The sequence below is a fragment of the Pseudomonas sp. SDO5522_S412 genome (genome assembly GCF_054071215.1).
Window position 1 is genome coordinate 13,103 of the sequence record NZ_JBSVWQ010000047.1, and the last position, 23,158, is coordinate 36,260.

Annotated in this window: 16 protein-coding genes; 7 read left to right on the forward strand and 9 right to left on the reverse strand. The window is 58.5% G+C overall.

Features of this window, described 5'->3' with window-relative positions:
• Positions 1-115 precede the first annotated feature (115 nt).
• From ACW9I6_RS13030 to ACW9I6_RS13060, 7 genes are all read right to left on the reverse strand, one after another.
• Positions 116-1,660 (reverse strand): ABC transporter substrate-binding protein, encoded by a 1,545-nt coding sequence (locus ACW9I6_RS13030; protein WP_371135981.1) that lies wholly within the window; start codon positions 1,658-1,660, stop codon positions 116-118.
• 364 nt (positions 1,661-2,024) lie between these two features.
• Positions 2,025-3,653 (reverse strand): ABC transporter substrate-binding protein, encoded by a 1,629-nt coding sequence (locus ACW9I6_RS13035; protein WP_003216000.1) that lies wholly within the window; start codon positions 3,651-3,653, stop codon positions 2,025-2,027.
• A gap of 258 nt (positions 3,654-3,911) precedes the next feature.
• Entirely contained in the window at positions 3,912-5,513 is a 1,602-nt protein-coding gene (locus ACW9I6_RS13040; protein WP_457339410.1) for an ABC transporter substrate-binding protein, read from the reverse strand.
• Between the two features lie 135 nt (positions 5,514-5,648).
• Positions 5,649-8,021 (reverse strand): hypothetical protein, encoded by a 2,373-nt coding sequence (locus ACW9I6_RS13045; protein WP_219736665.1) that lies wholly within the window; start codon positions 8,019-8,021, stop codon positions 5,649-5,651.
• On the reverse strand, positions 8,018-8,329 hold the full coding sequence (locus ACW9I6_RS13050; protein WP_134327322.1) for a hypothetical protein: 312 nt from the start codon (positions 8,327-8,329) through the stop codon (positions 8,018-8,020). Before ACW9I6_RS13050 ends, ACW9I6_RS13045 begins: the two co-directional genes overlap by 4 nt.
• A 119-nt stretch (positions 8,330-8,448) precedes the next feature.
• On the reverse strand, positions 8,449-11,796 hold the full coding sequence (locus tag ACW9I6_RS13055; RefSeq protein WP_457339411.1) for a dermonecrotic toxin domain-containing protein: 3,348 nt from the start codon (positions 11,794-11,796) through the stop codon (positions 8,449-8,451).
• A gap of 300 nt (positions 11,797-12,096) precedes the next feature.
• Complete coding sequence (locus tag ACW9I6_RS13060) at positions 12,097-12,810, reverse strand: SIMPL domain-containing protein (protein ID WP_003216012.1); 714 nt, start codon at positions 12,808-12,810, stop codon at positions 12,097-12,099.
• Between the two features lie 206 nt (positions 12,811-13,016).
• On the opposite strand from ACW9I6_RS13060, the gene ACW9I6_RS13065 reads away from it, so the two are divergent.
• The 3 genes from ACW9I6_RS13065 (at position 13,017) to ACW9I6_RS13075 (ending at position 16,657) form a co-directional block, all read left to right on the forward strand.
• Positions 13,017-14,279 (forward strand): ATP-binding protein, encoded by a 1,263-nt coding sequence (locus ACW9I6_RS13065; RefSeq protein WP_003216013.1) that lies wholly within the window; start codon positions 13,017-13,019, stop codon positions 14,277-14,279.
• Positions 14,272-14,832 (forward strand): response regulator transcription factor, encoded by a 561-nt coding sequence (locus ACW9I6_RS13070; protein WP_003216016.1) that lies wholly within the window; start codon positions 14,272-14,274, stop codon positions 14,830-14,832. The genes ACW9I6_RS13065 and ACW9I6_RS13070 overlap by 8 nt, the downstream gene beginning before the upstream one ends.
• A 100-nt stretch (positions 14,833-14,932) precedes the next feature.
• Positions 14,933-16,657: an ABC transporter ATP-binding protein/permease gene (locus ACW9I6_RS13075; protein ID WP_102369913.1), complete on the forward strand. Its 1,725-nt coding sequence runs from the start codon at positions 14,933-14,935 to the stop codon at positions 16,655-16,657.
• A gap of 198 nt (positions 16,658-16,855) precedes the next feature.
• Here ACW9I6_RS13075 and ACW9I6_RS13080 read toward each other — a convergent pair whose 3' ends face one another.
• Positions 16,856-17,293, reverse strand: a complete 438-nt coding sequence (locus ACW9I6_RS13080; protein WP_003216019.1) for a YhcB family protein — start codon at positions 17,291-17,293, stop codon at positions 16,856-16,858.
• A 147-nt stretch (positions 17,294-17,440) separates the two neighbouring features.
• On the opposite strand from ACW9I6_RS13080, the gene ACW9I6_RS13085 reads away from it, so the two are divergent.
• The 3 genes from ACW9I6_RS13085 to zapE all read left to right on the forward strand — a co-directional run bounded on the left by ACW9I6_RS13085 (position 17,441) and on the right by zapE (position 20,615).
• Positions 17,441-18,070 carry an alpha/beta hydrolase gene (locus ACW9I6_RS13085; RefSeq protein ID WP_023659190.1) on the forward strand — a complete coding sequence of 210 codons (630 nt, stop codon included), beginning with the start codon at positions 17,441-17,443 and terminating at the stop codon, positions 18,068-18,070.
• 16 nt (positions 18,071-18,086) lie between these two features.
• Positions 18,087-19,442, forward strand: a complete 1,356-nt coding sequence (locus tag ACW9I6_RS13090) for a tryptophan--tRNA ligase (protein ID WP_102604564.1) — start codon at positions 18,087-18,089, stop codon at positions 19,440-19,442.
• A 78-nt stretch (positions 19,443-19,520) separates the two neighbouring features.
• Positions 19,521-20,615, forward strand: coding sequence for a cell division protein ZapE (gene zapE / locus ACW9I6_RS13095; RefSeq protein WP_003216025.1), 1,095 nt, complete (start codon positions 19,521-19,523; stop codon positions 20,613-20,615).
• Between the two features lie 192 nt (positions 20,616-20,807).
• Here zapE and ACW9I6_RS13100 read toward each other — a convergent pair whose 3' ends face one another.
• Complete coding sequence (locus ACW9I6_RS13100) at positions 20,808-21,728, reverse strand: GlxA family transcriptional regulator (RefSeq protein ID WP_173406101.1); 921 nt, start codon at positions 21,726-21,728, stop codon at positions 20,808-20,810.
• Between the two features lie 220 nt (positions 21,729-21,948).
• Here ACW9I6_RS13100 and ACW9I6_RS13105 point away from each other — a divergent pair, with 220 nt between their 5' ends.
• The gene (locus ACW9I6_RS13105) at positions 21,949-23,085 is read left to right on the forward strand and encodes an acyl-CoA dehydrogenase family protein (RefSeq protein WP_003216028.1); all 1,137 of its coding nucleotides are present in this window, start codon (positions 21,949-21,951) and stop codon (positions 23,083-23,085) included.
• The last annotated feature ends 73 nt before the right edge of the window (positions 23,086-23,158 follow it).

Below are 23,158 nucleotides of genomic sequence, written 5' to 3' on the forward strand. Positions count from 1 at the left end.
TTGGGTGTGTAACTCGTTCAAGCCTTTGCAAACGTTTGCCCATGGGTAAAACCCGAAATAAGGCTGCACGTTTGCAGCAAGGCGAATGCTCGCCCTGCGCAATCCGGTTATCTTTTTATGGGTTGATGCTGACGCCCGAGAACACGTTGCGGCCGAAGGGGCTCACTTTGAAACCTTCGACTTTGGCGCTTAACGGCTGGTTGACCGTCGAGTGGGCGACTGGCGTGATCGGCACCTGCTGCTTGAGCAGTTGCTGCGCCTGTTTGTATAGAACAGTCCTTTGTTCGCGGTCGGTGACGACCTTGGCTTGCTTGATCAGCTTGTCGTACGCCGGGTCACACCACATGGAGTAGTTGTTCCCGCCGATGGCGTCGCAGCTGTAGAGGGTGCCCAGCCAGTTGTCCGGGTCACCGTTGTCGCCGGTCCAGCCGATCAGGCTGATGTCATGCTCGCCATTCTTGGTGCGCTTGATGTACTCGCCCCATTCATAGCTGACGATCTTCACCTTGAGACCAATCTTCGCCCAATCGCTTTGCAGCATTTCGGCCATCAGCTTGGCGTTGGGGTTGTACGGCCGTTGTACCGGCATCGCCCACAGGGTGATCTCGGTACCTTCCTTCACGCCGGCAGCCTTGAGCAGTTCCTTGGCTTTTTCCGGGTTGTAGGCGGCGTCCTTGATGGTGTCGTCGTAAGACCACTGGGTCGGCGGCATGGCGTTGACCGCCAGTTGCCCCGCGCCCTGGTACACGGCGTTGAGGATGCTCTGCTTGTTCACCGCCATGTCCAGGGCCTGGCGCACTTCGAGCTGGTCGAAGGGCTTGTGCCGCACGTTATAGGCGATGTAGCCGAGGTTAAAGCCTGGCTTGGTCAGCAGTTGCAGGTTCGGGTCGGCCTTCAGGGCTTCGACGTCGGCCGGGCGCGGGTGCAGGGTGATCTGGCATTCGCCGGCCTTGAGCTTTTGTACCCGTACCGAGGCGTCGGTGTTGATCGCAAAGATCAGCTGGTCGAGCTTCACGCGGCTCGGGTCCCAGTACTGTTTGTTGCCGGTGTAGCGAATCTGCGAGTCTTTCTGGTAGCGCTGGAACACGAACGGCCCGGTGCCGATCGGCTTCTGGTTGATGTCGCTGGGCTTGCCGACCTTGAGCAAATGGTCGGCGTATTCGGCCGACAGGATCGAGGCGAAGCTCATGGCGATGTTCTGGATAAACGCGGCGTCGACCGTGTTCAGGGTCATCACCACGGTGTGCGGGTCGGTTTTCTCGACCTTGGCGATATTCTTGTTCAGGCTCATCCCGTTGAAGTACGGAAACTCGGTGGGGTAGGCCTTGCGGAACGGGTGTTCGGGGTCAAGCATGCGATTGAAGGTGAACAGCACGTCGTCGGCGTTGAAGTCGCGCGTCGGCTTGAAGTCCTTGTTGCCGTGGAATTTCACCCCTTCACGCAGGTGGAAGGTATAGGTCAGGCCGTCTTCGGAAATATCCCAACGGGTTGCCAGGCCCGGTACGACATTGGTCGCGCCTTTTTCAAACTCGGCCAAGCGGTTGTAGATAGGCTCGGCGGCGTCGTTATCGGTGGCCGTCGTGTATTGCGCGGTGTCGAAGCCCGCCGGGCTGCCTTCGGAGCAAAACACCAGGCTCTTTTTCTCGGCAGCCTGGCCCATCGAGGCCACAGCCAGCAGGCTGGTGCCAAATATCGCGGATAGAACGGTGGTATGGCGCATAACAATCCCGATCCTTGTTTGTTGTTTTCGTCAGTGAGCAATCGCAAGGTCATTCACGACCTTGCGACAACACTGATCCCACAACGGCAGTTGCCCTACAGAGACGATGCGTCTGCCGTACCACGACGTTATGGGTCGGGAGCCAGGCAGTAAATGCAACGAATCTGACAGACCTTGTAGGTAACGGAGCCGCGATTCGCAGTTAGCTGCCGTAGGACGGCAGCGTGTGCGGAGGTGGTCTGTTTCCTACGGTCTTGGCGGATGCAATAACGGCGACGTTATGAAACGTCGCCGCCAGAGATCCTTACTTGCCGCTTACGCTCACGCCGTAGAAGGAGTTCAAGCCAAATGGGCTGATCTTGAAGTCCTGCACGTTGTTGCGCATGGGTTGATACACCGTCGAGTGCGCGATAGGTGTCATCGGGACTGCATCTTTGAGGATATGTTGCGCCTGCTTGTACAGCTCGGTGCGTTTGGCTACGTCGGAAGTCGCCTTGGCTTCTTTCACGATGCCGTCGAATTTCTTGTCGCACCACTTGGAGAAGTTGTTGCCGGCCAGGGAATCGCAGCCGAACAGCACGTTCAGCCAGTTGTCCGGGTCACCATTGTCGCCGCTCCAGCCAATGATCATGGCCTGGTTCTCGCCGCCTTTGGAACGCTTGATGTACTCGCCCCACTCATAGCTGACGATGTTCACTTTCAGGCCGATCTGTTTCCAGTCGTTCTGCAGCATCTCGGCCATCAGCTTGGCGTTCGGGTTGTACGGACGCTGGACCGGCATCGCCCACAGGGTGATCTCGGTGCCTTCCTTGACGCCGGCTTCCTTGAGCAGAGCCTTGGCTTTGGTCACATCAAACGGCGCATCCTTGATGGTGGTGTCATAGGACCACTGGGTTGGCGGCATGGCGTTGACAGCCAGTTGGCCTGCGCCCTGGTACACCGAGTCGATGATCTGCTGCTTGTTCACCGACATGTCCAGGGCCTCACGCACGCGCAGGTCGGACAGCGGGTTAGGCGCGGTCTGGCCCTTGAGGACCGGCATTACGTTGTAGGCGATGTAGCCCAGGTTGAAACCGGCTTGGTGCGGCAGTTTCAGGTCCTTGTCTTCACCCAGCGCCTTGAGGTCGGCCGGACGTGGGAACAGGGTCACCTGGCATTCGTTTTTCTTCAGCTTCTGGATACGCACCGACGGGTCGGTGGTGATGGCGAAGATCAGGTTGTCGATCTTCACGTCTTCAGGTTTCCAGTAATCCTTGTTGCCGGTGTAACGGATGTTGGAGTCTTTCTGGTAGCTCTTGAACACGAACGGACCAGTGCCGATTGGCTTCTGGTTGATGTCCTGTGCCTTGCCTTCCTTCAACAGCTGGGCGGCGTATTCAGCCGACTGGATGGAGGCGAAGCTCATTGCCAGGTTCTGGATGAAGGCGGCGTCCACGGTGCCAAGGGTGAACTTGACGGTGTGGTCATCGACTTTCTCGATGTTCTTGATGTTGGTGTCCATACCCATGTCCGTGAAGTACGGGAACTCGGTCGGGTAGGCTTTACGGAACGGATCGTCTTTATTGATCATCCGGTTGAAGGTGAACAGTACGTCGTCAGCCGTGAATTCACGAGTTGGCTTGAAGTACGGGGTGGTGTGGAACTTGACGCCTTCACGCAGGTGGAAGGTGTACGTCAGGCCATCCGGGGAAACGTCCCAGGTCGTGGCGAGCCCAGGAACAACAGCGGTGCCGCCGCGCTCGAACTGGGTCAGACGGTTGAACATGGTTTCGGCCGAAGCATCGAAGTCTGTTCCGGTGGTGTACTGGCCTGGATCAAAACCGGCCGGGCTCCCTTCGGAGCAGAACACCAGGTTGCTCGCCGCTTGGGCGAAAGGTGCAGCAGCCATTAAACCGGCGCTGACTAATAACGGAATGACTGCGTGTTTAAGCATGTTGGCCTCATGATTTGTTGTCATTTTTGGTAGTGAGGGCGACCTCGTGAGTCGACCTGCGGATACTTATGCAGGGCCCATACCCAATGCAAGATGTTGAGAGCCTACAACGGCTAAACAGTGGTACGAACGTACACGAATGTCGCATATGTGTAAGTTCAGACACATTTACGCACTTTTGAGGGCTTTTTTCGGTGCGAGGGCCGCACCAGGAATGCCCAACCGAGGCGTCTGGCGCACTCGGTTGGGGCGCGGCTGTTACTTATTCAGACTGACGCCGTAGAAGGGAGTGAGTCCAAAAGGACTGATCTTGAAGTCCTGTACTTCCTTTCGCAGGGGCTGGAAAACCGTCGAGTTTGCGATAGGCGTTATAGGTACTTGTTCCTTAAGGATTTTTTGTGCCTGTTGATACCACTTGATGCGCTGCTCGCGGTCGCTGCTGACCTTGGCCTGCTGTACCAGTTTGTCGTAGGCCGGGTTACACCATTTTGCATAGTTGCTGCCCTTCACCGCGGCACAACTGTAGAGCACGCCGAGCCAGTTATCCGGGTCGCCGTTGTCGCCGGTCCAGCCGTAGATCATCACGTCGTGCTCGCCGGCTTTGGCGCGTTTGATGTACTCGCCCCACTCATAGCTGACGATATTGGCCTTGATGCCAATCTTTTCCCAATCCTGCTGGATCATCTGCGCCGACATCCGGGCATTGGGATTCGACGCGCGTTGTACGGTCATCGCCCACAGGTTGAGGGTGGTACCTGGTGCAACCCCTGCTTCTTTTAGTAGCGCCCGCGCCTTGGCCGGATCGTAGGGCGCGTCCTTGATTGTCGGGTCATAAGACCACTGGGCCGGAGGCAGGGCGTTCTGCGCCAATTGTCCGGCGCTCTGGTACACCGCCTTGATAATTGCCGGCTTGTCGATGGCCATGTCCAGCGCCTGGCGCACCTTGAGCTGGTCCAGGGGCGGGTGGGTCACGTTGTAGGCGAGAAAGCCCAGGTTGAAGCCGGCTTGCTGAAGAACCCGCAGGTTGGGGTCCTGCTTCATCACTTCGATATCGGAGGGGCGTGGATAACCGCTGACCTGACACTCTCCGGCCTTGAGCTTCTGCAGGCGCACGGCGGCGTCCGGAGTGATCGAGAACACCAGGTTGTCGAGCTTCACATCGTCGGGCTTCCAATACTGTTTATTGGCGCTGTAGCGAATCTGCGAATCCTTCTGGTAACGCTTGAACACAAATGGCCCAGTGCCCACCGGCTTCTGATTGATGTCCGCGGCCTTGCCTTCCTTGAGCAACTGCGCGGCATATTCGGCGGACTGCACCGAGGCGAAGCTCATGGCCAGGTTCTGCACGAAGGAGGCGTCAACGTTGTTCAGGTTGAAGCGCACGGTGTGTTCGTCGAGTTTTTCGACGCTCTTGATCGTGGTGTTCAAGCCCATGTCGGTGAAGTAGGGCGACTCCGATGGATAGGCCTTGCGGAACGGGGTCTCGGGATCCAGCAGGCGCTGGAAGGTGAAGAGCACGTCGTCGGCATTGAAATCACGGGTCGGAGTGAAATAGTCGGTGGTGTGGAACTTGACGCCATCGCGCAGGTGGAAGGTATACATCAGGCCGTCTTTGGACACGTCCCAATTGGTTGCCAGGCCGGGTTCGACTTCAGTGCCGCCACGCTTGAACTGGGTCAGGCGGTTGAACACGGTTTCGGCGGAGGCATCGAAATCGGTGCCGCTGGTGTACTGGCTGGGGTCGAAGCCGGCGGGGCTGGCTTCGGAGCAGTAGACCAGGGTGCCGGCTGCCTGGGCCATGGGCATGAATGCCAGCAGGCCGGCAGCAAGGAGCAGCGGTTTTAAGGTGATTCTTTCCATGGAGACCCCTGAAGTGGCAGGCAAATAGTGCCCGAACGAAAACGGCAGTCACCGAGGTTACCGCCGTTCTTGTCACTCAGGTAGAGATAAGCATGCGAGACCCCAGTGTCTCCGGGATTCGGCTATTCCAGGTCGCTACGATTTAGCCGGAAAGTGTTCGGGTTTATAAGTGAACGCCCACCACTTGAGCGGATTCCAGTACGGGTTGCTCTTTGACGGCTTGAATTTCTTGATCCGCGCCATTTCTTCGCTGACATACTGTTCAGCCTCAGCTCTTACTGCGGTACGGACGTTATCGGTGATCTGAATATTTTGTGCGGATAAGTTCTCCAGGTAGATTTTTTCTACCTTGTCAATGGCAGCTTTTATCTCTTCAGGGGCCAGGTTGGCACTCAAGGTGCCGCTATAACCTTTGACAGGGCGGCCAATCAACTTTTGGAATTGAGCGGCAAACGAAGCATCCCCACCGGTTGCGGAATCACATGACAGCAGGCGCACGTTGTCGAACTCTTCCGGATGGATCCCTTTGCTGTGAAGCGTATCCAGCAATTCTTCCGGACTATTGAGCTTTCCATCATAAGAAACTTTTGCGACCCCGGTAGTCTCATCGACTTTACCGTGTACCAGTATGTTCAATCGCTGGGCCGAACCTTGTTTGTTCACATCCACGAACGTGTAAAGTTTATCGTTGATAGTGTTCAGGCTATCTATTTCTCCACTGAGAATACTGGTTTTTTCAGCAGTAGAAAAAAGGGCCTCGCCGACCGGCAGATTTTTAACCGTTTTCAGGGGCGGCAGTTCGACGCCGTCTACGTTGATAGATGCCGGGGGGACCTCTGGTCCACTCGACTCAATTTCATTTAAAGACGGGTCCGGATGACTATCGCCGGATACTTTCGAAACGCGTGTCAGCTCAAATTCGCTCTTCTGCGAATTATAGTTCCAGCGGTAGTCTTCAGTAACGGTGGAGTTGAACGTGATCGGAGTTTCACCCAGGCTCGCCTCGACCAAACCGGGTGCAACTTCGTGTGCCAGCATCAGGCTTGAGATGACGGCCGCAGCAGTTCCCCCTGTGCGCTCGCCTGCGGTCTTGCCATAGAGGCTGTCATGCACGCCAAACACGATATTGCCTATATTGCCAACAATGGGCAGATTACCAAAGGTTTTGCCCCAGGTGTCTTTCACCGACTTCCAGGCTTGCTGCGAGGCACCAAACACATCCGTCTGGTCGGCCCACACCGCATTGTTGGCGTTCTGCTCCTGATAGTGGGGGGCGATACCTTTGTTCAGATCGCCAAATTGCAGCCCATAACCTGCTTTTCGCGATTCGGTGTAGTTGAATAGCTCTCGTACCGGCACGGATTTATCTTTGTACCAGTGTTCGTACCCCGGATATCGCGACCGATTATCCTGGATGAGGCTGTCGAGCACCGCCCCGGCCGGTGGCCAGTGGGCATTGTGTCGCCCTTGCATATCACCGGTATTGAAACGGCGCATCAATTCATCACGATTGTCTTTGGCCCAGTTCGCAAATTCGTCATCGCCTTTTATCTCGCGGACAGCGCCGTTCTTCAAGTCGATCATGACTCCCTGATTGGGGCGATTGGCGGTATTGCCATCGTAAGGCGTGTAGGGGATAAAGGCATACCCGCTCATGGGGTAGCCGTAAATATTGGGGATAATCACTTGCCCATTCTTGTCCAGCGTGCGATTCACCGCTTCCTGGCCGGCAGGGCTTAACCTTGCGAAATTTTCCGTGTCACTACGAAGGCTCAGCAACGTGCCCCGTGTTACATAGGCGTCTGCTTTTCCCGATCGCTCTGCTATTGTTCCGGAGCCCTCGCGCATCGGCGCGGCTATGTCTTTCTCCCAGCGAGCTTGAAGTTGTCGGCCGAACGCTTCCAAATCATTGATTTTTGTCCGGTCTTTTTTTTCTATTTCCATTTCAGGAAAATTTAAAACCCCACCACGTGCGGGTCTGTCGTGCGCTAGAGCACCCGCTGCAATTTCCCATGCGAAATAAGTGTGTGTCTGGGTATCAGAGAGATTTTGTGCTGTGCCCATACCGACATAGGTATTGAACGTTACCGTGAACTTTTCATGCGGGTCGAACCCGGCTGCCAATAAACCCCCACTGAAGTATCCTGCGGGGTCCATGAACAGGCGCACGTTCTGGAACTTGACGTTTCGTTCGCCTTCAGTGCCACTTTCTATATTTTCGATCTGCGTCTTTACACGATTGGCATAGGCATCGATATGAGCCTCTCGCTCATTGTAGATATACCCATCGCCTGGCGCGTGAACAAAGTCGGGTCCGTAAATGGTTGCCTTGTAGATATCAGACTCGTTCCTGGCGGCAGTGCCAACGTTGTCCGTTTCATAAATATCGGTACTCTTCAATGGCGTTGGCGGTATCCGTTCCAGCGCCTCGGTACGTTGTTCTTGAGTCGTACCGGGTAGCGGTGTTTTTGGGTAATGGACAATGTTAAGTTGAACTGAGCTTGTCATTTCAGATTACCTGGCTGGATGTTGATTGCACGCATCTGCGCCGCCATAAACTGTGGATGAGGAGTACGGTGATCTACGCCATGAGTGGTGCAGCGTCCAGGCGTGTTCCGCTCGTTGAGGGTGAGGATGTAGTTGTCCATTGCACGGGTTATAAGTTGAAAAGATTTATCACCAACGCACTTCAATGTGTCCGGACCAGCAGACGCCCGGCGATTAAGCATTTTCTGAAGCTGGTAACCGGTTATTACCGCTGAAACTTCTTGAATTAAGTGCCAGGCAAAAAAAATGCTGCCCGAAGGCAGCGGCATTGCAGTCCTGCTCCCTGAAATGGCAGGTAAACGCTACGCGAACGAGAACGGCGGTCACCACGGTTGCCGCCGTTCGGGTTACCCAGGTTGAGATAAGCGCCTGCGTCGCGGCGATCGCCTTAAAACACCTGTGCGCCGCCATAAACGGTGGACTGTATCCACCGCGGGTCCATAGGATCGCTCCAGACGTGCCGAGGCGGCGTACCACCATCTCCGATCAGGATTTGCCGGCCCTCGTCGCTCCATTCCTGCATGCGTTGTGCGAATTGGCCGTGGTACTCGTTGGCCGGACAAGTGATACCGGCCCATGGGTCCACTATCCACGCATCAGCCCATTCGGGCTCGGCAAATCCAGCGGTCAAGAGGTTAGGCTGACTTGCGGGGCCGCCGACCACGCTGAAGGTGTGTCCCTGCACTTGTGCAATGCGGGCAAAGCCGCCACTGGCGTTAACGGTATCGGTGGCGACCCTGGCCATCTGGTCGCAATTGCCGGCCCCCGTTTTCAGGATGACCTCCGAGTAGTTGGGCGCGCCGGTTCGAGTGTATAGCCAGGTCACTATTTCATTGGCCACGTCGCTGCGCAGACTGTTACCGGCATCGGCCAGGGTTTTCTGGTTGGCCGACCGTATACCGGTTGTCTGGAACTGTTCCTCCACCGTTCTCTTGCCCCAACGGGCGTAGGCCTTGTTTTGCTCGTTGACCGTGAGCTGCCCGAAATAGTGAGGCTTTTGAAGGGGCTCAAGTTGTATGGTCTTGGCGGCCACCTCTACCTTCTTGTCCCAGGCATAGACTGCCAGTAGAACTTCACGTTTCTTTTCATCGGACAGTCCGGCCAGGACTCGGTCCAGTTGGGTGGCTTGATCGGGTGTGAAGTTGTATTCAAGGCTCAGTTTTTTTGCCAGTGAGTCCAGGGAGGGCAGTATCACCAGATCGTTATTGTGGGTTTTTCCGGAAATGTCACGATAGAGGTCCTTGTACTCGTCATGCAGCCTGATGATGTCCCGGCTGGCCGGATCGGTGTTTGCGGCGATGCGTTGAAAGTTGAGCGCAGGGTTCGAACCGTCGTATTCGGCCACGTAGTAAATGCCGGTATCGCCCTCGACCACCACATAATCTATTCCTGCGTAGGGTATTTTTATGCCCCTCAGGACGCGCTGGTCATCACTGAGATCACTGATCTGGTCCAGCTTTACAACCACGGTTTCCTGGTTGAGCGCCCGTGGTTGACCGATATCTTCATAGCCGAAGTCCGGCTCATTGAGCACCACCCCGCTGGTTTGGTTGCGGTAGGTAACCGGCGTGTGCCCGGGCACCGACATCAGCTCCTGGCTGGATGTGTCGCTCACTCTATACAGCCTGTGCTCATGCACCACGGTCCGCGCGCCTTCCTGCGTTGGGGCGCCCGGCAAGAGACGCCGATGCTCAAGTGCCTGGGCGTCTTGAGCGACCGATGTATCGGCGTCCTCGATCATTTTTGTGTAGCACAAGCTGTCAATGTTGCGCTTTACGCGGCGCCCAACCGGCGCACAAACGGCTTCAAAATCTTCCAGCGGCTCGGCATGCTCGGTAGGCCCCATCTTGGTCAAGGCGTCCGGTTGTGCGGGGTCGTAGCGGTAAACGTCATCCCCGACCACTACATCGGTATGGGTTGCACGCTTGATCAGGAAGGTCTGGTCTGCGGACAGGCCCTCAGGTACCAGCACGCTTGCCCCTGCAGCTCCCGGCTCGACTTCGCGCGTGAGGGCGATGCGGGTGGAGGACTCAAGGGCTTTCGAGGCCCTCTCTATCCCTTTCTCCACCAGTGAAGTTGCGCCCGAAGCCACCGTCGGCAGCGCATTGAGCACTCCGAACACGATATGGTCGGCCCCGCCTTTCTTGCCGTGCTTGACGTCATCGATGCCGATACCGGCCTCCGCTACGCCGGAGGCGACGTAGAACACCTCGAGGGCCACGGCGACTTCGGGCATCACCAGTGCCAGCGGCGTCATCAGCATCGCGACCTTGGTGGCGGTTTCCAGGCCTTTGAGGATGTTGGCTTTGGTCACGTCGCTGTCGGTGACGATTTGGGTCTCGGCATCCTTGTACGAGCGATCTTTCTGGCGGGCAGTAATGGCCTCGAATGGGTCCTGGGCGAGGGGTTCGGTGGTGATGAAAGTCTGCGGGTTGAATTCATTCAGGCGCTCCAACACATCGGCATCCGGCGCGTCTTTGCGGTGCCAGCCACCCAGCCCGGTCAGTGTCTGGTTCACGCCGTCGGAGAACGTCCGGTCGGCCTGGTCACGCAGCGTGAAATGGGTTGAAAGGGCTTCGCGCTTGGTGGGGTCGGCAGCTTGCTCAGCCAGCCAGTTTTTCATCTGGGCCTGGCTGTCAAAGCGATGAATAGGCGACGAGTTGCCGGGAATATACAAAAGCGTGGGGCTGATGATCTTGCCGTCATCGGTGACCTTGGGGTTTTTGTCGGTGATGTACAGCAGGTCCGAAGATTGAAAACCGTTGATGCTGAGCAGACCCATTTCCAGGCCTGGGTCCTGGGCGGCAGAGGCTTTCAGGTCCTCGACGCGGAGGTTCGACCAGTCTTTATCGGTGGTCAAGTTCGCTGCGCGTAGCGCCAGTTCCTTGTCGCTTGGGCTCAGGCTGCCGGTCTTTTCCTGGAGCAGGATGGCGGCAACGAAGGAGGCCTTGGTCAATGCCGTGTATTTGCTTTCGTGGCTGGGCCAGAACGTATCCAGGAATGTTTTATACGGCGCGGCGCGTTCGGTGTTCCACACCAATTCCCTGAATTGCTCCGGGGTCTTTTTGATCCGCATCGACTCGTTGTATTGCTGGCGCTGGCCGGGCGGGGAGGCGCGGTATATAAACTCATAGGTCTGCTGGGCATTGACGGCAGAGTCAATGGCAAGCCCCGCCTGGCCCAGCGGCGAAAACGTCAGTAGCCGTTCCAGCCAGGTATGCAGGGTCGTGCGTGTTTTTTCCTCGGGCGTCTGGTGTTCATCGGTGTTGTTTTTTTTCTGCACATCTTGCAGGGCCGCCTGGGTCAAGGTTATCCGGTTCAGTACCTTTGCATTGCGAGGAGGCCTTCCCCGTGTCGGGTCGTAGTTGAAGGTGGTAATAAACGTGTTGTCCGGATCAACGTCCTCGCCCCACTTTTTCTTGATTTCGGCCTTGATAAGGTTGGCGGTGCTTTCCAGGGGCGTCTCGAACCCTGTCGTTGCACTGCGAATGTAGTTTTCGACTGTCTTGTTGTATGGCAATCCCAGGATCAACACGTCGTGAGTGTGACGGCGGGGTCGTGATGCGGGAGTGTCGGTGGCCCGATCGGCTGCCTTTACGGGCTGCCCTGGCGAATATGTCTGCCGTGAAGTATCCGTACCTTGGCGGGGTTTTCCCTGTTCTTCGGCAATACCTGCCGAGGAGGGGGTATCAAGGAAGAAGCCGTTGTTTGCCGCGATGGAACCTATGGTGGTCATATGACAAATCCTGATGTGCATGGTGTGCAGGAATGATGTGATGTCCGCCATAGGTGGTTCAGCGTGTAGGCGTGTTCCGTTCTTTGATGGGGAAGATGTAGTTCGCCATTACGCGGGTTATAAGCTGAAAAGATTTATCGCCGGTGCGCTTCAAGGTGTGTGGACCAGAACACTCTCAGCCATTGAGTATTTTCTTAAGCTGATATCCGGTTATTACCGCTGATATTTCTTGAATGAAGTGCGCAGGCAAAAAAAAACGCTGCCCGTGGGCAGCGTCATTGCAACTGGGGTACCGCTCGATCAAGGCATCTGGACTTCGATCACGCCATCTGCGGTCATGTTGACCTGGCTGGTGCCGGCTTCGACTTCCGGCGTCGGTGCCGAATCCATCGCTGCGGCTTTCATCATCATCCCGCCACGTGCATACGGCTGTGGATAACCGTTGGTGTTGAAGTTCAGGTTGACGATCTTGTAGCCCTTGCCGCCCAGCGCATCGGTGGCCAGTTGGGCACGGGCCTTGAATGCGGTGACCGCTTCTTTAAGCAGGGCATCTTCGCTGGCCTTGCGGGTCGGGTTGGCGATGGCGAAGTCCATGCTGTCCATTTTCAGGTTGGTCAGCATGTCGCCGGTGAGCTTGGACAGGGCGGCGAAGTCGGCACTTTCCATGCGCAGCTCAGCGCGTTCACGCCAGCCGGTGATTTTCTGGTTCTTGTTGTCGTAGATCGGGTAGCTGTTGCGGCTACCCTGGCGCAGGGTCACGCCTTTGACTTCGCGGGCCTGGGCCAGCGCCTTGTTCATGGTGGTGGTGATTTCGGCGGCAAGCTTGGCCGGGTCGGTGTTCTGCGACTCGGTGTACAGGGTGACGATCATCTGGTCGCGCGCCACTTCCTGGCTGACTTCGGCACGCAGGGAAATCTGGTTGTAATGCAGTTCGTCAGCGGCCATGGCCGGCAGGCTGGCGAGGGTAGCGGCGCCGAGGGTGAGGGTGGCTGCACTGCGAATGAAACGAGACATGTAAGCTCCTTGAGATGTTCGTGTTCGGTAGGACTGTAGACGCAAGGTTTCAGTTCTTCGGGTTTACACATTCGCTACAAGTTGGCGGATGCCGACGAACGGTCATGATCCTGACCCCTGCGTCAAAGAGCCACACACGCCGTGCCAGCGCTGTCGCTTCGTTTATACTCCGTGCGATCCGCCTGCAGCGCTCATCGGGAGAGCTCATGCTCGCCGCCGTAAAACTGACTTCCGCCACCCGCCAGAACCTTTGGCGCCTGACGTTCATCCGCACCCTGGTGCTGGCCGCACAGGCCGGTTCGGTGGGGCTCGCCTATTGGTTCAAGCTGCTGCCGCTGCCCTGGTTGCAGTTGGCCGTGACCCTCGGCTTCTCCACGGTGCTGTGTGTATTTACCGTCATCCGGCTGCGCACTACGTGGCCTGTGACCGAGCTGGAATACGCCCTGCAACTGGCCTGCGACCTGTTTATCCACAGTGTGTTGCTGTACTTCTCCGGCGGCTCCACCAACCCGTTCGTGTCCTATTACCTGGTGCCACTGACCATCGCGGCGGTGACCTTGCCGTGGCGTTATTCGGTGGTGCTGTCGGGTATTGCCCTGACCCTGTACACCCTGCTGCTGGCACAGTTCTACCCGTTGCAGACCTTCCCCATCGCCCGGGAAAACCTGCAGATCTACGGCATGTGGCTGAGCTTTGCCCTGTCGGCGGCGGTCATCACCTTTTTTGCCGCACGAATGGCGGAAGAGCTGCGCCGCCAGGAAGAACTGCGCGCCATTCGCCGTGAAGAAGGCCTGCGTGACCAGCAGCTGCTGGCCGTTGCCACCCAGGCCGCCGGCGCGGCCCACGAATTGGGGACGCCGCTGGCGACCATGAGCGTACTGCTCAAGGAAATGACCCAGGACCACCACGACCCGGCCCTGCAAGACGACCTGAGTGTGCTGCAGGAACAGGTCAAGCAGTGCAAGCTGACCTTGCAGCAGCTGGTGCGCGCCGCCGAGGCCAATCGCCGCCTGGCGGTGGAGATGCAAGACGTCACCCAGTGGCTGGACGAAGCCCTGAACCGCTGGCACCTGATGCGTCCCGAAGCCAGTTACCGGTTTCACCTGCTGGGCCAGGGCACGGTGCCGCGCATGGCACCGCCGCCGGACCTGACCCAGGCGCTGCTGAACCTGCTGAACAACGCCGCCGATGCCTGCCCGGAAGGGTTGGAAGTGACCCTGGACTGGGATGCGGAAGACTTCACCATCAGCATTCGCGACCACGGCGCCGGTGTGCCGCTGGCGATTGCCGAGCAGATCGGCAAGCCCTTCTTTACCACCAAGGGCAAAGGCTTCGGCCTGGGCCTGTTTTTGAGCAAGGCCAGCGTGACCCGCGCGGGCGGCTCAGTGAAACTCTATAGTCATGAGGAAGGCGGCACGCTCACCGAGCTGCGCCTGCCCCGTGTCGCACGAGGAGACATCGATGAGTGACGAGATCCAAGTCGAAGGCGAAGAACTGCCGCACCTGCTGCTGGTAGATGACGACGCCACCTTTACCCGCGTGATGGCCCGCGCCATGAGCCGTCGTGGCTTTCGCGTCAGCACCGCAGGTTCCGCCGAGGAAGGCCTGGCCATCGCCACGGCCGACCTGCCGGAATACGCGGCCCTGGACCTGAAAATGGACGGCGACTCCGGCCTGGTGCTGCTGCCCAAGCTGCTGGAGCTGGACCCGGAAATGCGCGTGGTGATCCTCACCGGCTATTCCAGCATTGCCACCGCCGTCGAGGCGATCAAGCGTGGCGCCTGCAACTACCTGTGCAAGCCGGCAGACGCCGACGACGTGCTGGCCGCCTTGCTCTCCGAGCACGCCGACCTCGACACCCTGGTGCCGGAAAACCCGATGTCGGTGGACCGCCTGCAGTGGGAACACATCCAGCGGGTGTTGACCGAGCACGAAGGCAACATCTCCGCCACGGCCCGCGCCCTGGGCATGCATCGTCGAACGTTGCAGCGCAAGTTGCAGAAACGCCCGGTTCGACGTTGAACGGCGACTGAACAATCTGCTTCAGGCCGCACGGAGCCCTGAACCGATCGTTTATGATCGGTTCAAACGCCTGTTATTTTTTTCCTACCGAGCCTGAACAATGAATCAGAACGCTGAGTATTCCGCGGTCAATGACGCGGTGCGTGGGCAATTTTTAAGGAAAGTCTGGGCGCTGATCACCCCCTACTGGCGCAGTGAGGAGAAGTTCAAGGCCTGGCTGTTGTTGCTGGTGGTGCTGGGGCTTTCGCTGTTCAGTGTGGCCGTGTCGGTGTGGTTCAACAGCTGGAACCGCGACTTCTATAACGCCCTGGAAAAGAAGGACTACGACGCCTTCACCCACCTGCTGATGTATTTCAGCGTGATCGCCGTGGTGGCGATCGTCACCGGGGTGTTCACTTCCTATTTGCAGCAAATGCTCACCATCCGCTGGCGGCGCTGGCTGACTGAAACCTACTTCGCCAAGTGGCTGAGCGAGAAGAACTACTACCACCTGGAATATGGCGGCTACACCGATAACCCCGACCAACGTATTTCCGAAGACCTCAACGCCTTTACCAGCAGCACCCTGAGCCTGGGCCTGGGGTTTATCAGTAACCTGGTGAGCCTGGTGTCGTTCTCGGTGATCCTGTGGGGCGTGTCCGGCAGTATCGAGGTTTGGGGCATCACGATTCCCGGCTATATGTTCTGGGCGGCACTGGTATATGCCGTGCTGGGCAGTTGGTTGACCCACTTGATTGGTCGAAAACTGATCGGCTTGAGCAACCGCCAGCAACGCTTCGAGGCCGACTTGCGTTTCAGCCTGGTGCGGGTGCGCGAGAACGCCGAAAGCATCGCGCTGTTCAATGGCGAGCCGAATGAACACCAACAACTGAGTGCACGTTTCGGGCGGGTGTGGAGCAACTTCTGGAGCATCATGCAGCTCAAGAAGCGCCTGAACTTTTTCACCAGTGGTTACTCGCAGATCGCGATCATCTTCCCGTTTGTGGTGGCAGCGCCGCGTTACTTTTCCGGCCAGATAGAGCTGGGCGTGCTGATGCAAGTGGCCAGTGCGTTTGGCAGCGTGCAGGGCAGCCTGAGCTGGTTTGTCGACGCGTACACCGTGTTGGCCAGCTGGCGTGCGACCTGTGATCGTCTGCTGAGCTTTGGCGAGGCGATGGAGGAAAACGAAGGCCGCAACATGGGCATCGAGTTGCAACGCCAGGGCGGCAATTTGCAGATGAGCAACCTCAGCCTCGATCTGGCGGATGGTCGTCACCTGCTGGATGGCGCCAACCTGACGGTTGCCGAGGGTGAGCGATTGATGCTCAGCGGGCGTTCCGGCAGCGGCAAGTCAACCTTGCTGCGGGCCATGGGCAATCTCTGGCCAAACGGCCACGGCAACATCCGCTTGCCGGCCGAGCGTTACCTGTTCCTGCCGCAAAAGCCGTACCTGCCGATTGGTACCTTGCGGGGTGTGTTGAGTTATCCACAGGAGGAGGGCGCGTACCCGGCGCAACGTTATGCACAGGTCCTGGAAACCTGCCGCCTGGCGCACCTGATTCCACGCTTGGACGAAGCCAATCACTGGCAGCGCATGCTGTCGCCGGGTGAGCAACAGCGCCTGGCGTTTGCGCGGGCGTTGTTGTTTGAACCGCAATGGCTGTACATGGACGAGGCCACCTCGGCGATGGACGAGGAAGATGAGGCGGCGCTGTATCAGGCGTTGATCGATGAGTTGCCGGGGTTGAGCATCGTCAGCGTCGGGCACCGCAGCAGCCTCAAGCGTTTCCATGGGCGGCATGTGCGGATACAGGACGGGCAGCTACAAGAACAGCCAGTGTCCTGAAGTCGGACTCGGTCAATGTGGGAGCGGGCTTGCTCGCGAATACGGTGGGTCAGTTAATACATCGGGTGACTGATAGACCGCATTCGCGAGCAAGCCCGCTCGCACATTGGATCAGTGTCGTCTGGTCGACCTGGTGCCAACAAAAAAGCCCGGCTGATCATCGATCAGCCGGGCTTTTTTATGCCGCTTGAAAAGCTATTACTTCTTCAAGCCGTAATGCTCATCCAGCATCCCCGGGGCATTTGGCGTTTTTGGCGCGTAATCCCGTGGCGGTTCCTGATTTTCCCGCGGAGGGGTCAGGCGTTCCCGTGGAGCGTGCGGTGCATCGGAATGCAGCGCGGCCAGCAGGCGCTGGCGGGTGATGTCGTCCAGGGCCAGGCGGTTGGCACCCTCGGCGAGATGATCCTGTACTTCCTGATAGCTCTGAGTGAGCTTTTTCACCAGGGTCGCGGTGCTGTTGAAGTGGGTAACAACCTCGTTCTGATAACTGTCAAAACGTTCCTGAATGTCATCCAGCTGACGCTGCGTGCGGTTAGGCGCGGCATTCGGCAGCAGGCGGGCAACCAGGAATCCAATGGCGACACCGGCAACCAAGGCGAGAGTCGGCAACAACCAAACTAAGAGCGAGTGTTCCACGAGTCCTTCCTCTATAAACGGCTTTGCTTTACGTTAACGGCTCGGACCTGCGCTGTATACCGCGATTAAGCTCGCAATGATGCCATGCACAGACTTTTAGCTAGACGAGTCGACCCCTTGAGAGGTCACGGAGTTCCTTCCTTGCTGATGCGTGAAACCCCCGTTTTGATCGATGGCCCGGTAGGCCAACTGGAAGCCCTGTATCTGGATCACCCCGAGCCACGTGGCCTGGCGCTGATCTGTCACCCGAACCCGGTGCAGGGCGGCACCATGCTCAACAAAGTCGTATCGACCCTGCAACGCACCGCGCGCGATGCCGGCTTGATCACGTTACGTTTCAATTATCGCGGTGTCGGCACCAGTGCCGGTACGCACGATATGGGCACCGGTGAAGTCGACGACGCCGAAGCGGCAGCCACCTGGCTGCGTGAAAAGCATCCCGACCTGCCGATCACCCTGCTGGGTTTTTCCTTCGGCGGGTTTGTCGCGGCCACCCTCGGCGGCCGCCTGGAAGCCAAGGGCGAAAAACTCGCGCACCTGTTCATGGTGGCCGCGGCCGTGATGCGCCTGCGGGATAACGACGTGTTGCCACAAGGCTGCCCATTGACCGTGATCCAGCCGGAAACCGACGAAGTGGTCGACCCGCAACTCGTCTACGACTGGTCCGCGGCCCTGAATCGCCCCCATGAGCTGCTGAAAGTGGCAGAATGCGGACACTTTTTTCATGGCAAGCTGACCGATCTCAAGGATCTTGTGCTGCCACGTCTTTCGAATTGATGACAAGCGATCACCCATGACGACCCGTACCCGCATCCTCACCGGCATCACCACCACCGGCACGCCGCACCTGGGCAACTACGCCGGCGCGATTCGCCCGGCGATCCTTGCCAGCCAGGACGCCAACGCCGACTCCTTCTACTTCCTGGCCGACTACCACGCCCTGATCAAGTGCGATGACCCGCAGCGCATCCAGCGCTCGCGCATGGAAATCGCCGCGACCTGGCTGGCCGGTGGCCTGGATGTGAACCGGGTAACCTTCTACCGCCAGTCCGACATCCCGGAAATCCCCGAGCTGACCTGGCTGCTGACCTGCGTGGCGGCCAAGGGCTTGCTCAACCGTGCGCACGCCTACAAGGCCTCGGTGGACAAGAACCTGGAGAACGGCGAAGACCCGGATGCGGGGATCACCATGGGCCTGTACAGCTACCCGGTGCTGATGGCCGCGGACATCCTGATGTTCAACGCCCACAAGGTGCCGGTCGGTCGTGACCAGATCCAGCACGTGGAAATGGCTCGCGACATCGGCCAGCGCTTCAACCACCTGTTCGGCAAGGGTAAAGAATTCTTCACCATGCCCGAAGCGCTGATCGAAGAAAGCGTCGCCACCTTGCCGGGCCTGGATGGCCGCAAGATGTCGAAGAGCTACGACAACACCATCCCGTTGTTCACCAGCGCCAAGGACATGAAGGACGCGATCTCGCGGATCGTCACCGACTCCCGCGCGCCGGGCGAAGCCAAGGATCCGGACAACTCGCACCTGTTCACCCTGTACCAGGCATTTGCCACCCAGACCCAGGAAGAAGAGTTCCGCGGTGAACTGCTGCAAGGCCTGGGCTGGGGCGAGGCGAAGAACCGTCTGTTCCAACTGCTGGACGGCCAGTTGGGTGAAGCGCGCGAGCGTTATCACCAACTGATGTCGCGCCCGTCGGACATGGAAGACCTGCTGCTGGTCGGCGCCCGCAAAGCCCGCGCCGTGGCTGCACCGTTCCTGGCCGAACTGCGTGAAGCGGTGGGCCTGCGCTCGTTCGTCAATCCGGTCGCCGTGGCTGCCACCACCAAGAAGAAAGCTGCGAAAGCCGCACGCTTTGTCAGCTTCCGCGAAGACGACGGCAGCTTCCGCTTCCGTTTGCTGGCGGCCGAAGGCGAGCAACTGCTGCTGTCGCGCAACTTTGCCGACGGTAAAACCGCAGGCGCCGTAACCAAGCAGCTGCAATCGGGTCAGGCGCTGGATGTACGCAGTGAAGCCTCGAGCTTCAGCGTGTGGCTGGACGGTGAAGTCGTCGCCGATAGCCCGGCGTTCGCCGACAGCGCCTCGCGGGATGCGGCGATCGAAGCCTTGCGCGTTGCGTTGACCCCAATCGAGGATTGACCCGACCAAGGGTTGATTGCCATTCTTCAGGGCCGTCGTTACAGTGGCGGCCCGTTTTTGTTGCCTTGCTAACGAATTATGACGCCCCTAGAACGATATCAAGCTGATCTGAAACGCCCTGAATTCTTCCATGACGCTGCCCAGGAAACTGCGGTGCGCCATTTGCAGCGCCTGTACGACGACCTGGTCCAGGCCTCGCAGAACAAGCCGGGCATGTTCAGCAAGCTGTTTGGCAAGAAAGACCACACGCCGGTCAAGGGCCTGTATTTCTGGGGTGGTGTTGGCCGGGGCAAGACTTACCTGGTGGACACCTTCTTCGAAGCGCTGCCGTTCAAGGAAAAGGTCCGCACCCACTTCCACCGCTTCATGAAGCGCGTGCATGAAGAGATGAAGACCCTGCCGGGCGAGAAGAACCCGCTGACCATCATCGCCAAGCGCTTCTCGGAAGAAGCCCGGGTGATCTGTTTCGATGAGTTCTTCGTCTCCGACATCACCGACGCGATGATCCTCGGCACCCTGATGGAAGAGCTGTTCAAGAACGGCGTGACCCTGGTCGCCACCTCGAACATCGTGCCCGACGGCCTGTACAAGGACGGCCTGCAACGCGCGCGTTTCCTGCCGGCCATCGCCCTGATCAAGCAGAACACCGACATCGTCAACGTCGACAGCGGCGTCGACTACCGCCTGCGTCACCTTGAACAAGCCGAACTGTTCCACTACCCGCTCAACGAAGTGGCCCAGGAAAGCCTGCGCAAGAGTTTCCGCGCGCTGACGCCGGAATGCACCCAGGCGATTGAAAACGACAAGCTGATCATCGAAAACCGCGAAATTATCGCGCTGCGCACCTGCGATGACGTGGCCTGGTTCGAATTCCGAGAACTGTGCGACGGCCCTCGCAGCCAGAACGACTACATCGAACTGGGCAAGATCTTCCACGCGGTGATCCTGAGCGGTGTCGAGCAGATGAGCGTCACCACCGACGACATCGCGCGGCGCTTTATCAACATGGTCGACGAATTCTACGACCGCAACGTCAAGCTGATCATCTCGGCGGAAGTCGAGCTCAAGGACCTCTACACCGGCGGCCGCTTGAACTTCGAATTCCAGCGCACCTTGAGCCGCTTGCTGGAAATGCAGTCCCACGAGTTCCTGTCGCGGGCGCACAAGCCGTAAGCGATGCGCTTGAAATGAAAAAGGCCCGCAGCGATGCGGGCCTTTTTTTATGCAAATTTCCAGGTCAACAGAAAGCAACTGTGGGAGCCGGGCTTGCCCGCATAGCGGTCTGTCGGTTGATGCCGCTGGTGCCTGGCACGCCGCCATCGCAGGCAAGCCAGCTCCCACATTTTTACTGCGTATACCCTTTGGTTACGCGGCCTGCTGGAACTGCTGGCGATACTGGTTGGGCGACAGCTCGGTATGCTGGCGGAACAGCCTCGCAAAGAAGCTCGCGTCGTCGTAGCCCACCTCGTAACTGATGGTCTTGATGCTTTTGCGGCTGCCGGACAGCAGGCCCTTGGCTGTCTCGATGCGCAACCGTTGCAGGTAGTGCAGCGGCTTGTCACCGGTGGCGGTCTGGAAGCGGCGCATGAAGTTGCGGATGCTCATGCCGTGTTCCCGGGCCACGTCTTCGAAGCGGAACTTGTCGGCGAAGTGCTCTTCGAGCCAATGCTGGATCTGCAGGATGATCACGTCTTGGTGCAGCTTCTGCCCGCCAAAACCGATGCGCCCGGGGGCGTAGCTGCGTTGCACTTCGTAGAGGATGTCGCGGGCCACGGCCTGGGCGATGTTGGCGCCGCAGAAGCGTTCGATCAGGTAGATGTAGAGATCGCAGGCCGAGGTGGTGCCGCCGGCGCAGTACAGGTTGTCGGCGTCGGTCAGGTGCTTGTCCTGGTTCAGTTGCACCTTGGGAAAGCGTTCGGTGAAAGCGTTGAAGAAGCGCCAATAGGTGGTCGCTTCCTTGCCATCCAGCAGGCCGGCTTCGGCGAGCCAGAACACCCCGGTGGCTTCGCCGCACAGCACCGCGCCACGGGCGTGTTGTTCGCGCAGCCAGGGCAGCACTTGGGGGTAGCGTTGGCACAACGAGTCGAAATCGTCCCAGAAGGCCGGGAGCACGATGATGTCGGCGTTTTCGAGGCCGCCGTCCACCGGCATGATCACATCGCTGAAGCTGCGCACCGACTGCCCGTCGGGGCTGACCAGGCGGGTTTCGAAGGCGGGAGTGAGGCCCTGGCCCAGCTGTTTGCCGTAGCGCAGGCTCGCGAGGTGGAAGAAATCCTTGGCTTGCATGAGGGTTGAAGCGAATACCCGATCAATGGCCAAAATGCTGACGCGCCGCAAGGGCGTGGAGATTTGGTTAGACATAATTTCATTTATTCTTATAGGGGAAAGTGGTCACCAGACGGCTGGATCGTCTTATTTTTTGTCGCATGTGTCCAGTGTCCTGTGACGCCTTCGCGGCTTAGGCTCTGTGATCCCGGTCTTGTCCGACAATTCACACAGGTGACCCATGATTCCCAGAACCTTGTTCAGCTCGGAGCACGAACTCTTCCGCCAGAGCGTGCGCACCTTCCTCGAAAAAGACGCGGCGCCGTTCCACGGGCAATGGGAAAAGCAGGGCTACATCGACCGCAACCTGTGGAACAAGGCGGGGGAGGCGGGGATGCTCTGCTCGCATTTGCCGGAAGAGTACGGCGGCCTCGGGGCGGACTTTCTCTACAGCGCGGTGGTGATCGAGGAGATCAGTCGCCTGGGATTGACCGGGATTGGTTTCTCCCTGCATTCGGACATTGTTGCGCCCTACATCCTGCATTACGGCAGTGAGGCGCTGAAGCACAAGTACCTGCCCAAGCTGATCTCCGGGGAAATGGTCACGGCGATTGCCATGACCGAGCCGGGGGCCGGGTCCGACCTGCAAGGGGTCAAGACTACGGCGGTGCTGGATGGCGATGAATACGTGATCAACGGCTCCAAGACGTTCATCACCAATGGCTTCCTGGCTGATCTGGTGATCGTCGTGGCCAAGACCGATCCCAAGGCCGGCGCCAAGGGCACCAGCCTGTTCCTGGTGGAGGCCAACACGCCGGGCTTCGACAAGGGCAAGCGCCTGGAGAAGGTCGGGATGAAGGCCCAGGATACATCGGAGCTGTTCTTCCAGGATGTGCGGGTGCCCAAGGAGAATCTGCTGGGCCAGGCGGGGATGGGCTTTGCCTACCTGATGCAGGAGTTGCCGCAGGAGCGTTTGACGGTGGCGATTGGTGCGCTGTCGTCAGCTGAGGCGGCGTTGCAATGGACGCTGGAATACACCCGGGACCGCAAGGCGTTCGGCAAGGCGATCATCGACTTCCAGAACACCCGTTTCAAGCTGGCGGAGATTGCGACGGAAACCCAGATCGGCCGGGTATTTGTCGACAAGTGCATGGAGTTGCACCTGGAAGGCAAGCTCGATGTGCCCACGGCCGCGATGGCCAAATACTGGGCCACGGACCTGCAGTGCAAGGTGCTGGATGAGTGTGTGCAACTGCACGGCGGGTATGGGTTTATGTGGGAATACCCGATTGCGCGGGCGTGGGCAGATGCGCGGGTGCAGCGGATTTATGCGGGGACGAATGAGATCATGAAGGAGATTATTGCGCGGGCGCTTTGAATTCTTGGTGTTTTTGAGGGCCTCTTCGCGAGCAAGCCCGCTCCCACATTCGACTGCATTCCAAAGGTGGAAC